12 protein-coding genes are annotated in these 14,572 nt (G+C 49.8%); 11 read left to right on the top strand and 1 reads right to left on the bottom strand.

Annotated elements, in window-relative coordinates:
- Positions 1-495: 495 nt before the first annotated feature.
- From rpsA to KPC83_RS05015, 5 genes are all read left to right on the top strand, one after another.
- Positions 496-1,704, top strand: a complete 1,209-nt coding sequence (gene rpsA / locus KPC83_RS05035; protein ID WP_216278175.1) for a 30S ribosomal protein S1 — start codon at positions 496-498, stop codon at positions 1,702-1,704.
- Between the two features lie 126 nt (positions 1,705-1,830).
- The gene (locus tag KPC83_RS05030; RefSeq protein WP_216278174.1) at positions 1,831-2,502 is read left to right on the top strand and encodes an HAD family hydrolase; all 672 of its coding nucleotides are present in this window, start codon (positions 1,831-1,833) and stop codon (positions 2,500-2,502) included.
- 28 nt (positions 2,503-2,530) lie between these two features.
- Positions 2,531-3,982, top strand: a complete 1,452-nt coding sequence (locus KPC83_RS05025) for a Sapep family Mn(2+)-dependent dipeptidase (protein ID WP_216278173.1) — start codon at positions 2,531-2,533, stop codon at positions 3,980-3,982.
- Positions 3,969-4,319 (top strand): MGMT family protein, encoded by a 351-nt coding sequence (locus KPC83_RS05020; RefSeq protein ID WP_216278172.1) that lies wholly within the window; start codon positions 3,969-3,971, stop codon positions 4,317-4,319. The genes KPC83_RS05025 and KPC83_RS05020 overlap by 14 nt, the downstream gene beginning before the upstream one ends.
- 139 nt (positions 4,320-4,458) lie before the next feature.
- Positions 4,459-6,282 carry an ABC-F family ATP-binding cassette domain-containing protein gene (locus tag KPC83_RS05015; RefSeq protein ID WP_216278171.1) on the top strand — a complete coding sequence of 608 codons (1,824 nt, stop codon included), beginning with the start codon at positions 4,459-4,461 and terminating at the stop codon, positions 6,280-6,282.
- Positions 6,283-6,956: 674 nt separating this feature from the next.
- Here KPC83_RS05015 and KPC83_RS05010 read toward each other — a convergent pair.
- Complete coding sequence (locus KPC83_RS05010; protein WP_216278170.1) at positions 6,957-7,373, bottom strand: hypothetical protein; 417 nt, start codon at positions 7,371-7,373, stop codon at positions 6,957-6,959.
- 764 nt (positions 7,374-8,137) lie between these two features.
- Here KPC83_RS05010 and rapZ point away from each other — a divergent pair.
- From rapZ to tpiA, 6 genes are all read left to right on the top strand, one after another.
- Complete coding sequence (rapZ, locus tag KPC83_RS05005) at positions 8,138-9,064, top strand: RNase adapter RapZ (RefSeq protein WP_216278169.1); 927 nt, start codon at positions 8,138-8,140, stop codon at positions 9,062-9,064.
- 15 nt (positions 9,065-9,079) lie between these two features.
- Entirely contained in the window at positions 9,080-10,162 is a 1,083-nt protein-coding gene (yvcK, locus tag KPC83_RS05000; RefSeq protein ID WP_253201041.1) for a gluconeogenesis factor YvcK family protein, read from the top strand.
- Positions 10,141-11,088, top strand: a complete 948-nt coding sequence (gene whiA, locus KPC83_RS04995) for a DNA-binding protein WhiA (RefSeq protein ID WP_216278167.1) — start codon at positions 10,141-10,143, stop codon at positions 11,086-11,088. Before yvcK ends, whiA begins: the two co-directional genes overlap by 22 nt.
- Before the next feature lie 278 nt (positions 11,089-11,366).
- Positions 11,367-12,392 (top strand): type I glyceraldehyde-3-phosphate dehydrogenase, encoded by a 1,026-nt coding sequence (gene gap, locus KPC83_RS04990; protein WP_216278166.1) that lies wholly within the window; start codon positions 11,367-11,369, stop codon positions 12,390-12,392.
- A gap of 99 nt (positions 12,393-12,491) precedes the next feature.
- A complete protein-coding gene (pgk, locus tag KPC83_RS04985) occupies positions 12,492-13,688 on the top strand; it encodes a phosphoglycerate kinase (protein WP_216278165.1) in 1,197 nt (398 codons plus the stop codon).
- Positions 13,675-14,454: a triose-phosphate isomerase gene (gene tpiA / locus KPC83_RS04980; RefSeq protein ID WP_216278164.1), complete on the top strand. Its 780-nt coding sequence runs from the start codon at positions 13,675-13,677 to the stop codon at positions 14,452-14,454. The genes pgk and tpiA overlap by 14 nt, the downstream gene beginning before the upstream one ends.
- Positions 14,455-14,572: the final 118 nt, after the last annotated feature.

Here is a 14,572-nt window from a genome sequence, read left to right as displayed (position 1 = left end):
CGCGCGGTGCGCAGTTCTCTCTCGCCGTTTAGAGATGAGACGCACCTCGGTAATATTTCGCTTTGGGTAATCCTCAGATTTCGCGCTTGGTGGCGTAATAGCGGTGCTGTAAGCACCTAAATGCTGTAAGTACCTAAAATTTACAGAAACGGTAAAGTTTTTCCGAGCAAAATATGTGCGCTTAGGGGTACAGCTAATCCTACAGAGCTATACCTCCCAGAGTACAAGGTAACCTTGCAAAAGCCTCCACAAAATGCCATTTACAGCTTGGATAGTATCGAGTATGCCGTTCGCAAAACCACGCTTTCAGCGGACGCAAAGTATACGCTCACCGATTAGCTGTGACCATTCGTCTAAAAATCAAACTTATAGCTTGAATTTCATGGCATTTCAACGTAATCTAGGAAAGCGTGACTATATGCGAGGTCACACATGTATCTGTTGGCCCCCGAGAGTATCGCAATCGGGGCCCCAAAGTTTGAAAGGGGTCCACCTTTGAGTGAGATTCAGAACTCGTCCATTTTCTCCCTTGATGACGTCAATGAGGAGGAAATGAACAGCCTTATCGATGGCACTATTACTGACTTCGATGAGGGCGATCTGGTCAACGGCACCGTCGTGAAGATTGAGCACGACGAGGTTCTTGTTGACATCGGCTTTAAGTCCGAAGGCGTCATTCCCGTTCGCGAGCTCTCCATCCGCAAGGATGCTGATCCTTCCGATTTGGTGAACTTGGGCGACCCCATTGAGGCGCTCGTTCTCCAGAAAGAGGACAAGGACGGCCGTCTGGTTCTTTCTAAGAAGCGTGCCGAGTACGAGCGCGCTTGGAACCGCATTGAGGACATGTTTAACGCTGGCCAAAATGTTGAGGGCGAGGTTATCGAGGTTGTTAAGGGCGGCTTGATTCTTGACATTGGTCTCCGTGGCTTCTTGCCTGCTTCCTTGGTTGACCTGCGTCGTGTGAAGGACCTCACCTCCTACATGGGCACCTCTATTGAGGCTCGTGTTATCGAGATGGATCGCAATCGCAATAACGTGGTTCTCTCCCGTCGCGTCGTGCTTGAAGAGTCCCGCAAAGCAGAGCGCTCCGAGATTCTTTCTAAGCTTAAGGGCGGCATGCGCCTTAAGGGCAGCGTTTCTTCTATCGTTGACTTTGGTGCATTTGTTGACCTTGGTGGTATCGACGGTCTCATTCATATTTCTGAGCTCTCTTGGAACCACGTCAATCATCCTTCTGAGGTTGTCAAGGTTGGGCAAGAGGTTGAGGTGGAGGTACTCGACGTTGACCTTTCCCGCGAGCGCATTTCACTTGGTCTTAAGCAAACCACCGAGGATCCTTGGCGTGCACTCGTTAAGAAGTATCCTGTTGGTGCCATTGTTGAGGGCAGCGTAACCAAGCTCGTGCCCTTTGGTGCCTTTGTTGATTTGGGCGATGGCATTGAGGGTCTTGTCCACATTTCTGAGATGGCATCTAAGCATGTTGACCAGCCTGGTCAGGTTGCTCACGTGGGCGACAAGGTACAGGTTAAGGTCATGGAGATTGACCTCGACCGTCGTCGTATCTCTTTGTCCATGAAGTCTGCTGCTGAGACTTTGGGCATCGATATTGACGTTACACCGCTTCCTTCTGATGAGAAGGAGCCACAGGCTGAGGTTGAGCTTGAGGCTGACGTCGCAGTTGAGGAGGAGCCTGCTGCTGAGTAGGCATCTTTTGATGTAGCTATTTCAAGCCCTGTTCTCACTGAGAATGGGGCTTGTTTTGTTTAGATGCCTGTGGAGTCCAGTGGATACAAACAGGCGTCTCTCATGTAGAAAAACCTGAGGAGCAAGATGCAAACGAGCGATATTGCGCAACGTCCGGTTGTGCTGTTTGATTTTGACGGCACAGTGGTTGATACGCAGCCTGCGATTATTCATGTAGCACGCTTGGTGCTTGAAGAACACGGTATAACAAATATGAGCGATGCTGACTTTTTGCCAATGATTGGTCCTCCGCTTGAGGAAGGCTTTGAGTTAATATCGGGCTTGAGTAAAGCTGAGGCTCACACGTTAGCGGTTGAGTATCGCGAACGCTTTGAACGCGATATTGCCCCGCGTGATATTTCATTGTTCCCAGGTATGCAGACCTTACTTGATAGTTTGCGCTCACAAGGGCGACGTCTTGCTATAGCGACATCTCGGTATGAATATACCGCACTAGATATTTTGAATGCCCATGCCTTAACGCAGTTTGAGGCAGTGTGTGGGCGCGTAGATGGCATACGAAACACCAAGCCGGCCTCAATTGCGGCAGCGCTTGAGGCGCTTCATAGTACGTCTGATGAAGCACTGATGATTGGTGACCGTTATCATGATGTTGTGGGTGCGCGTGCGTGCAACATGCCTTGTATTGGAATCTATTCGGGTGCTGCCGCCGCAGGTGAGCTGGAAGCTGCTGGAGCTTATGCAACGGTTCAGAATGTCCATGAGTTATCGGTGCTCCTTGGGGTAGCATCTGCATAAACACATACAGCGTTTTGAAAGGATATATATGGATACCGCACTGCATAGCGATATTGATGCCTATATTGATGAGGTTTGGGAAGATGTGATTGCTGACATTGCCCGGCTAGTAGCACATCCTTCTGTTGCTAACGCGCACGCAGCTGAGCCAGGAGCACCGTTTGGCGCTCCTGCCCGTGCAGCTCTTGATGAAGCCTTGGGTATTGCCAAACGCTTGGGCTATACCGTCTCTGATGATGAAGGTTATGTTGGCATGGCTGACATTGCTGGTACATCTGAGCAGCAGATTGCAACGATTGCTCATGTTGATGTTGTGCCAGCAGGTCCTGGTTGGACGGGTGATCCGTTTTGTATGCAACGCCGCGATGGCTGGCTTGTAGGTCGAGGTGTTATTGACGATAAGGGGCCGGCGGTACTTTCGCTATATGCAGGCGCATACATGCTGTCACGTGGAATTCGCCCGCGTCATAGCTTTCGAGCCTTGTTGGGTAGTGATGAAGAAGTGGGTATGACCGATGTTCATCACTATCTTGAGCGCTATCCCGAGCCAGCGTTTTTGTTTACACCTGATGCTGAGTTTCCTGTAGGCAATGCCGAAAAAGGCGGCTACTTTGCCTCGATTATATCGCCAGCTCAAACGGCTTCGCGCATCTGTTCATGGAGCGGTGCTGAGGCTTCTAATGCGATTCCGGGACGCTCAGAGGCTCTGCTTCGTGCGCCGCTCACTGAGCTGCCTCAACCGGTAGCGTATGCCGATAGAATTGAGCTGATTGATGCGGGTTCGGGCACAACACGCGTTGTTGCTCATGGTATTGGCGGTCACGCCTCGCTTCCAGAAGGAACGCTCAATGCCATCGGCGTGGTTTTGGGATATTTTGAAGAGCTAGATGCGCACAACCCTCAGTTCTTTAGTGCGGGTGAGCGTGCGTTTATGCGCGTATTACATGCGCTGTTGGCTGATGCCTATGGACAAGAGGCAGGCATTGCAAGCTCAAATGATGCCTTTGGTCCACTTACCTTAAATGCCGGCACCATTGAAGTGCGCGCCGACGGGAGCTTTGAGCAAAGTATTGATATTCGTTTCCCCGACAGTACCACTGAGGCTGAGCTGACAAAGCGCCTGAGCGTTCTAGCTGCATCAGAGGGTGCCACACTTCAAGTTAATCTGGTTAAGCCACCGTTTTCAGTTTCTGCTGAGAGTCCTGCGGTTCAGGAATTGCTCGCAACGTATAGTGAGGTAACCGGCAAGCCAGCTCAGCCCTTTAGTATGGGTGGCGGCACGTATGCGCGCAACTTTGCACAGGCAGTATCCTTTGGTCCAGAAGAAAATAACCTTGAGCTTCCCAGCTTTGGCGGTCCCATGCATGGCCCTAACGAATGTGCATCTGAGGCCTTACTTCGCCAAGCGTTAAAGATTTACATTTTGGCATTATTGCGCCTAGACGCTCTTGATTTTGAGGATTCCCATGAGGAGTGGTAACTCTCAAGAGTCTCAACGCACGGGCTTTTTCGAGCGTGTGTATGAGATAGTCGAGCAGATTCCGCCAGGTATGGTTGCTAGTTATGGGCAGGTTGCGCGTTTGATAGGTGAGCCACGAAAAGCGCGTTTTGTGGGCTTTGCTCTGCATGTAAATCCACGTCCGGACGAGATTCCCTGCCATCGTGTGGTTTTTGCTGATGGCCGTCTGGCTGATGGCTTTGCCTTTGGTGGACAAGAAGCTCAGCGGCAGCTGCTTGAAGACGAGGGTGTTCCGTTTACTGATGATGGTCGGGTTGATTTGAGCCGCGGACAATGGCCAGCAGGCATTGAGCAGTAAGACGTTTTAGCGGGGGATAGCTCCTTGCGTCGCCTGCTTACAAGCGGTAATGAGCTACATGAAACTACCATGCAGGTGGTAGCTGACATAATTGACGCAGGTAGCAAAGTTTATGTTGCCAGCGCATGAGAGGTACGTTATGGGTGTATTGCTTGGCTGTGATCAGGTAAGTTTAGAGTTTCCAACAAAACAGGTTCTTCAGCAGGTAACGCTCAGCGTTCATGAGGGCGACAGAATTGGTGTTGTTGGTGCCAATGGTGAGGGAAAATCAAGTCTATTATCTGTGCTTGCGCTTGCTATTGAGCCTGATGAGGGGCGTGTTACCTATAAGCGGGATACACGGGTTGGTTTGTTGTCGCAGCGCGATCAGTTTGAGCCTGAGCTTAGTGTGCAAGAAGCTGTGGTGGGAAATCTTCCTGCTTACGAGTGGGCATCAGATGCGCGGGTACGCGATATTTTGGACGGGCTTTTAGGCAATCTGGATTTGCATGCAACAATCTCATCACTTTCAGGAGGACAGCGTCGACGTGTCGATTTAGCTCGCCTTTTGATTGGCTCATGGGATGTTCTTATGCTCGATGAGCCAACCAATCACCTTGATATGCGAACTATTCATTGGCTGGCACAGCATCTCAAGCATCGCTGGCAGCGGGGAAGTGGTGGGCTGGTGCTGGTTACGCACGATCGCTGGTTCCTAGATGAGGTATGCACCTCCATGTGGGAGGTTCATGATGGCGTGGTTGATCCGTTTGAAGGAGGATATTCGGCATATATTCTCCAACGTGTTGAGCGCGATCGCCAAGCACACGTAAGTGAAGAGCGCCGCCGCAATATGGCACGTAAAGAGCTTGCATGGCTTTCCCGTGGTGCACAAGCACGAAGTACGAAGCCTAAGTTTCGCGTTGACGCAGCGCGGGCTTTAATTGCCGATGTACCGCCTTTGCGCGATGAGCTGGAACTCAAGCGCTTGGCTGTTGCTCGCCTTGGAAAACGTGTTATTGATTTGTTTGATGTGGTGGTTCAGTATCCACATCAAGAGCCGATTCTCAAAGGTGTGACATGGCGTATTGGTGCGGGTGACCGTTTTGGTTTGCTCGGTGCAAATGGTGCTGGCAAAACCACCTTAATCGAGGCAATTTGCAAGCAGCTAACTCCTCAATCAGGTCAGGTTCGCATTGGTAGTACGGTGCACTTTGGCATGCTCAGCCAGCAATTATATGAGCTTGAACCCTATGAGACGCAGACGATTCGCGAGGTCCTTGCGAAAGGCAGACGTGTCTATGTGATTGATGGTAAAGAGACGAGCCCCGAGAAGTTATGCGAGCGTTTAGGGTTTAGTGCAGCACAACTTATGAATAGAATCTGTGACCTTTCGGGCGGACAGCGTCGGCGTCTTGCGCTTTTGTTAACGATTCTTGCTGAGCCAAATGTTTTGATTCTTGACGAGCCTGGTAACGACCTTGATACGGACATGCTTGGTCTTGTTGAGGATTTGCTTGATGGTTGGCCGGGTACGCTTATTTTGGTAACCCATGACCGCTTTTTAATGGAACGGGTGACCGATCATCAGTTTGCGCTGCTAGAAGGGACGCTTCGTCATGTTCCGGGCGGTGTGGATGAGTATTTGCGTTTGGCAGCTGAGCTTGAGCGCGCAAACAGAACAGCCGTGTTCGAGCAAGCATGCATGGCGGCGCAGAGTTCGCAGGTTAATGAGGGCGAATCGGCGGCAATAGCACTAAGCAATGCTGAGCGCCAGCAGCTTCGGCGCCAAGCATCGTCGCTTGAGCGGCGTATTACGAGCAGGCACGAGCAGCTGGATATGCTCACTCAGGCTCTGTTGGAGCTTGACCAGACTGATTATCAGGCGTTGACGCAGGCGCAAGAAGAAATCAATGCGGCTCAGCTTGAGCTTGATGAGATGGAAACTGAGTGGCTTGAACTTGAGGAGCGTCTTGAGGGCTAAATCGAGTATATATGGGTAGGTATTAACGGATAAAAACGGATATTAAGCGTAATTTTTTGCATATGTTTACTTGTTCGCAAGCGGGCTCTGCTTTTGGGTTCGTGCGTTAGTCTGTGTACAATGAGCTTGAAGCTAGGTAATGTACCAGCGTATATAGGGTATAACAGTGCTTGGTAGGGTATAGATAACTGTTTTGACGCTCTCAGAATAGGAAAAGTTACGGAATACTAACTTGTGTATGCTCTGTGAAATATGCTTAAGCTCTGGACAGTTTATATTGAGTTGCATATAGTTAACTTAACAGCGGTTGAGGAAACGGCGACATAATTCCTCAACGTTGAGTTTGAATCGCATCCCTCCCCTCTGTGCGATCAACGGTGTACGAGAAACGAGTCTGTGCCACGCGCTAGGCTCGTTTCCTTTTAAGTGGAAAAATTGCACAATTTGGCGTACAAACAATGCCTCTGACCTGTGCTTTGGCAAAAATGACGAATTTGACGCAAAATTCTGTCATTTTTGACTAATTTGGCGTAAAGCGACATCTGTAGTTTTACTTTCAACGTATCTACCTGTGCTTCTGTAAATCAAATATTAACCCGCTGGGTTATACAGAGTACATTTTCGTCATTTTTGCCAAAGGGCAGGTCAGACGGGTTGTTTATGAGTCAGATGCATCATTTTTGCCGAGATGCAGGTAAGAGAGGTAGCTTGAGTGGATAATTCGTACAGGTCATAAGCAATGCTTGAATGCCAAATTTGTTTGTTTTTGCCAATGCATAGACTGCGGGTAGTGCGAGAACATCGACTTCATCATCCTTGTTGAAGCGGCAGCTGCGATGTATGCTGAAGGTCGCTCTACACATACTCAGTAGTGCAGTTTTGCATTCTGCCTTGATTTCACTATTTGAAGCAAGTGCCAGCCAACCTTTTTTGACAGAAACGGGCAATGTGGCAGTGTAGAACCCCCGTGGGTTATTCATTGTTTTATAAACCTGCTGGTAGATAAAGTGCAGTTTTCCTGCTACAGGGGGTTTATTGCCAGATTGCCCATTTTTGTCAGTTTTTACTGCCAGATTGCCCGTTTCTGTCAAAACTGCTCATTCAAGTTGGCAGTGTTTTGAAATCTGCCCACGCAAGAGAGAACCGAGCTGCTTTTTCAGGAAAAGTGCTTGTGAACTACTCTTTTCTTGATTTGAGATTTTGGAAAGCACGGTAAATAGGTGAAAGACCAAGGTATTGCGTTCGGAGAATTCTGCGAAGCACATTCGTAAAATGCAATACCTTGGTCTTATTTAAGTTGAGCAACGAGCAATTATGCTGAGCTTACGTTTCTAGGCAGACTTTCGAGTAGAAACGCCCTTGAAGTGGGATTTCTCTTTAGTTACGTAAGAGTTACAACCCAATCCCTTTCATCCTATACGCGCTGCTTGCCATATGGCAGGGTGTAGAGGGCAAACTGACCGCTGTATGTGTGATTGACATTTACTGTGAGAAAGGGACGAATGATTGTGTTCGGAGAATTTTGCGAAGCACATTCGTAGAATGCAATCATTCGTCTCGTTGAGATGCAGTGAAAAGCTGTCTGCGAAGTGGGAGCAAACTGACCCGTGAACTAGGAATAACTGAGCTACAACATAAGGGTGGCATAGCTTTTCTAAGGGAACTTTCGCGAAGCGCAGTTCCCGTGAAAAGACTATGCCACCCAACTGACGACGCAAAAATCCTAGCCACAACTGAGTGAAAAACGAAACCAGTGCAGCAACCATAGCTTACACCACACCACGCCTCCGGAAAACAGGCAAACGCGTATACCCTGTTGTATACTGGGCATACCTTAACAGGAAAAGGAGGTCTCATGTCTGAAATGTCGCCTGAGTCAATTACGCGAGCTGAGCGCGCTGACCGAGTGCCTGATATTGTGATTATCACTGGCATGTCTGGCTCTGGTCGTACGCAAGCTATGCATGTCTTTGAGGACATGGGCTATTTTTGTATCGACAACCTGCCTCCGCGTTTAATCCATACCCTTGCCGATATTATTGGCATTAATGCGGGCATTGGTCGCCATCTTGCTGTGACCTGCGACCTGCGCAGCCAAGGTCTTTTCGATGAGCTGCTTGATGTTATTCAGGCTCTTGAAGAGCATGAGATTTCTTGCAAGATTGTTTTTCTCGAAACCTCAGACGAGGTGCTTATCCGTCGCTATAGCGAGAATCGTCGTCGGCATCCACTTGCTGCTCATGGTGAAACAACTGCTGATGCCATTCAGCGCGAACGAGTACAGCTTGCGAGCGTTAAAGACCGCGCCGATATGGTTATTGACACCACACGCCTGCGTACAACAGCCCTGCGTACACGCCTGCGTGCGGCCTTTTCTGAGCTTTCAGATCAGCAGCTTATGGACGTACATGTTTTCTCATTTGGCTTTAAGCACGGCATGCCGGTCGAGGCAGACCTAATGATTGATGTTCGGTTTTTGCCTAACCCCTTTTATGACCCAGCTATGCGCACTCTCACAGGTCTTGACCAAGCCGTATCAAGCTTTGTGCTAGAACATGAGGTAACTAAAGGCTTCTTAAACGCTTGGTTTCAGCTTCTCGACTCGGTAATGCCTGGCTATATCACCGAAGGAAAACCGCAGCTATCTATTGCAATTGGCTGTACAGGCGGGCAGCACCGCTCAGTTGCAATTGCCGAGGCTACCGCTCGTTATTTGGAGCGCCAACAGTACCACGTAAGCATTTCGCACCGCGACCTACCACGTGCGAATACTTCAAACTAAAGTTTGCGCGTGAGTATGAACACTCCAGACCAACAAGCACATCTGTTGCAGCAGATACAACCACAACAGCCGTTGCAGCCACACCACCAGCTGCAGCCACAACACCACCAGCCGCCTCTGACTCAACGGCCGCTTCGGGTGGTGTCTTTGGGCGGCGGGACTGGCCAACCAACACTCATTGCAGCTCTTCGTGCTATGCATATACCAGTGCACATTGACGCGATTGTAGCAATGGCAGACGATGGTCGTTCAAGTGGGAGTCTGCGTGCTCATGAACATATTCTTCCTCCCGGTGACCTTAGAAAATGCCTCGTAGCTCTATCATATGACCCCCAGGGTGTTCTTGCTCAAAGCTTTGAGCATCGCTTTTCATACCTTGAACATCACACGGTGGGTAATCTGTTCTTAGCTGCTCTAAACCTTGAGGGTGCAAGTGTTCCGGAGGCCCTTGCAATTTGTGAGGAGATGCTTGGCTGCGTAGGTCATGTACATCCCTCAACGCTTGAAGATATTCAGCTGGTGGGGGAGACTGCAAGAGGAGAGCTTGTGCGTGGTCAGGCGCTCCTTTCGTATGGCTCATCTCGTCTGCGTCGTGTTTGGCTCGACCCAGAAAGCCCAAAGATTTATGCTGGCGCGCGCGAGGCACTTGCAGCGGCAGATGTCATCATCATGGGACCAGGCTCGCTTTTTACGTCACTTATGCCTAATGTATTGGTTCCAGAACTTGCTCAAAGCCTGCGTCAAAGTCAGGCGAAACGCATCTTTATTGGTTCGATAGCAGACGTTCCGGGTGAGACTGAGGGCATGTCTGCCATTGACTACATCGACGCGCTTGAAGCCCACGGTATGGTTGGTGTAATTGATACGGCGGTCTTTCACGCGCCAAGACCCGCACACTTGTCTCAAACGGTGCAGAAATCGCATCTATATTCACCAGTAGTACTAGGTGCTGCTGATGAGCGAGCTTTGCGTGAGCGCGTATCACAGGTCATTGTTTCCGATTTTAGCGACCCTATCTCAGAAACAAGTCATAATGTTATAAAGCTTGCCTCAACACTAAAGGAGGTTTGCGGCTCATGTCGTTTAGCGCAGAGGTGAGAGACGAGCTTGCACGCTGCGCTCCAACATGTGAGTACTGCAACCTGGCAACGCTTGCAGCGCTTACGCGCGTCTGCGGCACCCTCTCAATTACAGGTCCTGAGCATTATCGTCTTGCAATTGCTACAGAAACTGGTGCGGTGGCACGCACGATGATTGGTCTTACGCATCAAATCTTAAAACTCAAGACGGAGTTTACGGTGCGCCGGTCGGTGCTCCATAAGGTCCGAAATTACCTCATTACGCTGCCCGACCAGCCCGACCTAAAAAAGGCGCTGGTATTGCTGGGTATTCTTGACCGCCAAGGAGCTTTGGTGGGTGGAATACCACATCATATTGTGGCACGCCCGTGTTGCGCAAAGGCCTACATTCGGGGTGCTTTGATTGCTGGTGGTTTTGTTGCTGATCCGCGCGGTGATTTTCATCTTGAGATTGCTATCAATGGCGCTGAGTTGGCTCAAGCGCTGGCGGGTCTTATATCAAAGATAGGCATAGCTGCTCGCGTGAATCCGCGCCGATCAAGCTATGCGGTCTATATTAAAAGCGCAGCTGGTATTAAAGAGCTGCTTGAGATTGTGGGGGCTGAGCGCTCGGTTGCAGAAATTGAAGACGCTCGCGCGGTTAAGCTGGTTAAAAACGACGTAAATCGCCGCGTCAATGCGGAAATGGCAAATCAGGGGCGCTCGGCAGGAGCTGCACAGCAACAACTTGACCTTATTGCGCAGCTTGAAGCTGCTGGTTTGCGTGATACTTTACCCGAGGCACTTGAGGAGTTTTGTCAGCTGCGGGTAGCTCACCCAGATTTGTCGCTGCGCGATTTGGGTGCATATGCCACGCCTCCATTGTCAAAATCAGCGCTCTATCATCGGGTGCTGCGTTTGTCGCGCCTATTAGAAGCTCATCTTGCAGCACATACGAGTAATTGAGTTAAAGTATTCATTTTTGACTCTAAACATACCATATTTTATGCATATACGCTCTTCTGAAGTAATTTTTATACAAAACGACTCTTAAACGAGAGATAATGAAGCGTTTCAACCATAGTTTATTGAAAAAATAAATACGCTTCAACGTCGTGTTTTCGCGAAAACCTATCAATGTCATGATTAGCTTTTCAAAAAGAAGGTATATTTGGTGAGTGGTTAGTTTGTGGGCCTGAGCGGCAATAAAAGAGGTTGCCGGGGCCTTGCGAAAGGAGACGCACATGGCAGTAAAGGTTGCGATTAACGGTTTTGGTCGCATTGGTCGCTTGGCATTCCGCCAGATGTTTGGCCATGAGGGTTCCGAGATTGTTGCTATCAACGACCTCACCTCTCCCGATATGCTCGCATATCTCTTGAAGTATGACTCTACACAGGGTAATTATTCCCGTGATCACGAGGTAAGCGCCACCGATGACGCAATCGTTGTTGACGGCAAGACCATCAAGATTTATGCCGAGGCTGATGCAAATAATCTGCCTTGGGGTGAGCTGGATGTAGACGTTGTACTTGAGTGCACTGGTTTTTACACCTCTAAGGAGAAGGCACAGGCTCATCTTAACGCTGGTGCTAAGAAGGTTGTTATTTCTGCCCCAGCTGGCAAGGACCTTCCAACCATTGTTTACAACGTAAACCATGAGGAGCTCACCGCTGAGGATAACATCATCTCCGCAGCTTCCTGCACCACCAACTGCCTGGCTCCTATGGCAAAGGGTCTTAACGACTTTGCCCCCATTGTTTCAGGCATCATGACCACCATTCATGCTTTCACAGGCGACCAGATGACCCTCGACGGTCCGCAGCGCAAGGGCGATAAGCGTCGTAGCCGTGCTGCTTCTGAGAACATTGTTCCTAACTCCACTGGTGCTGCAAAGGCTATTGGTCTGGTGCTTCCTGAGCTTAACGGCAAGCTCATTGGTGCTGCTCAGCGCGTTCCTACCCCAACCGGATCGCTCACCAATCTTTATGCCGTTGTTGACAAGAAGGTTACGGTTGAGGAGGTCAACGCAGCTATGAAGGCATATGCTGACACCATCTCCGAGACCTTTGGCTATGTTGAGGACGAGATTGTTTCTCGCGACATCATTGGCGATACGCACGGTTCAATCTTTGACGCTACTCAGACCATGGTTCAAGACCTTGGTAATGGTCAGAGCCTGGTTCAGGTCACTTCTTGGTATGACAACGAGAACTCCTACACCTCTCAGATGGTTCGTACCATTAAGTACTTTGAGAAGTTTGTTGCCTAAGTGATGAGCATACCCTTGCTCAATTAAGCGCCTTAGAGGGACGCGGCCTGCCAGGTGTGGCGCGTCGCGGCCCTCTTTTTACGTATGAAGGGAGCGATAATGGCTTTTACAAAAAAGACTATTCGCGACATTGACGTTGATGGTAAGCGCGTGCTGGTGCGTGTTGACTTTAACGTTCCGGTGGCTGATGGTGTGGTGGGCGATACCACCCGTATTCAGGCTGCTTTGCCAACCATTTCATATTTGGTTGAGCATAAGGCTCGTGTCATTTTGATGAGTCATCTGGGTCGTCCTAAAGGCGATGGTCCGGAGGCTGCTTTTTCGCTGGCACCTGTTGCAGAAAAGCTTGCTGAGCTTTCAGGTTTAGATGTTCACTTTGTTGACGATACCTATGGCGAGCGCGCTGCTGCTGCTGTTGCTGAGCTTGCGCCTGGTCAGGTGTTGGTACTTGAGAATGTTCGCTTTGATAAGCGTGAAAAGAAAAACGACCCAGAGATTGCTCGCACACTGGCATCATATGGTGATGTGTTTGTGCTTGACGCCTTTGGCACTGCTCACCGCGCACAGGGCTCGGTAGTGGGACCTGCCGAGTTTATCCCAGCAGTGGCTGGTTTGTTGCTCGAAAAAGAAGTTTCTACATTGAGTGGACTTTTCTCCAATCCTAAGCGTCCCTTTGTTGCTATTTTGGGCGGCTCGAAAGTCTCCGATAAGATTGGTGTAATCAACCGTTTGCTCGATTCTGCCGATACGGTAATTGTTGGTGGCGGCATGGCCTATACCTTTGCAAAGGCTCAGGGCGGACAGATTGGTGACTCTCTGTGTGAAGATGACTGGTGTGATCGCGCACTTGAGATGCTTGCCAAGGCTGAGAAAAATGGCGTACAGTTCTTGCTGCCTATTGATAACGTAGTTGCCGATGCCTTTGCTGAGGATGCCAATACCAAGCTTGCCAAGACCGGCGAGATTGAAAGTGGCTGGGAGGGTCTTGACATTGGTCCTGAGACCGAGCAGCTTTTTGCTAAGGCAGTAGCAGACGCTAAGACCGTCTTTTGGAATGGTCCTTGTGGCGTCTTTGAGATGGATGCTTTTGCGCATGGTACAAAAGCAATTGCTGAGGCAATTGCCGCTAATGAGAGCTGTGACTCGGTTATTGGTGGCGGCGATTCAGTCGCGGCTGTTAACAAGTTTGGTCTTGCTGATAAGATGACCTTTATTTCAACCGGCGGCGGTGCTTCTATGCAGCTCGTCGAGGGCAAGCCATTGCCAGGAGTGGAGGCGCTCAATGACGCAGAGTAAGCGGACGGTCCTCATTGCAGGCAACTGGAAGATGAACAACGACCTGCCTGAGGGTGCCAAGCTGGCTTCTGAGCTGGTACAAGCTTTACCTGAGATTCCATCAGGGGTTGAAGTATTGGTGTGCCCACCCACAGTTGAGCTTAAATTTGTTGGCTGCCACGGTGGTATCCTTTCAAGCTCCATTAAGCTGGGTGCTCAAAATGTACACTGGGAGCCAAGTGGTGCATATACCGGTGAAACCTCGGTTGCTATGCTGCAATCGGTTGAGGTGAGCTATTGCATTATTGGACACTCTGAGCGTCGTGAATATTTCCATGAGACTGACGAGGACCAAAACAAGAAAGCTAAAGCTCTGGTTGCAGGCGGCATTGTTCCGGTGTTCTGCTGCGGTGAGCCTGAGGAGGTTCGCGAAGCAGGAACCTATATCGACTATGTGTGTGCACAGGTTAAGGCTGGCCTTCTTGGTCTTGAGCTTTCTTCACCTAACCAGCTAGTTGTTGCCTATGAGCCAATTTGGGCAATTGGTACTGGTAAAACTGCAACTGCAGACGATGCTCAAGAGGTTTGCGCCGCTGTTCGCGTTCAGTTGGCTGAGCTCTTTGGACAAGAGATGGCTGATGGCATTCGAGTGCTGTATGGCGGCTCTGCAAAGCCCGGCAACATTGCTGAGCTGGTAGCTAAGCCAGACGTTGACGGTGCACTGGTAGGTGGCGCTTCACTCAACGCTCGTGACTTTGCAAGCATGGTGCTTAAGGCTGGTGCCTAAAACTAAGCGGGGCGAGCACCGTGCTCGCCCCTTTTGTAGATGCTTGTGTTATGTGTAACTAGCATGAAGCTATCCTCTTGTTTTATACTAGGATGCTGTTCGGTTTCATGAGTTAAGA

It is taken from the genome of Collinsella sp. zg1085 (assembly GCF_018889955.1).
Taxonomy (GTDB): Bacteria; Actinomycetota; Coriobacteriia; order Coriobacteriales; family Coriobacteriaceae; genus Collinsella.
The sequence above is the reverse complement of the archived record's forward strand: the minus strand, read 5'-3'. Positions and strand labels throughout refer to the sequence as shown.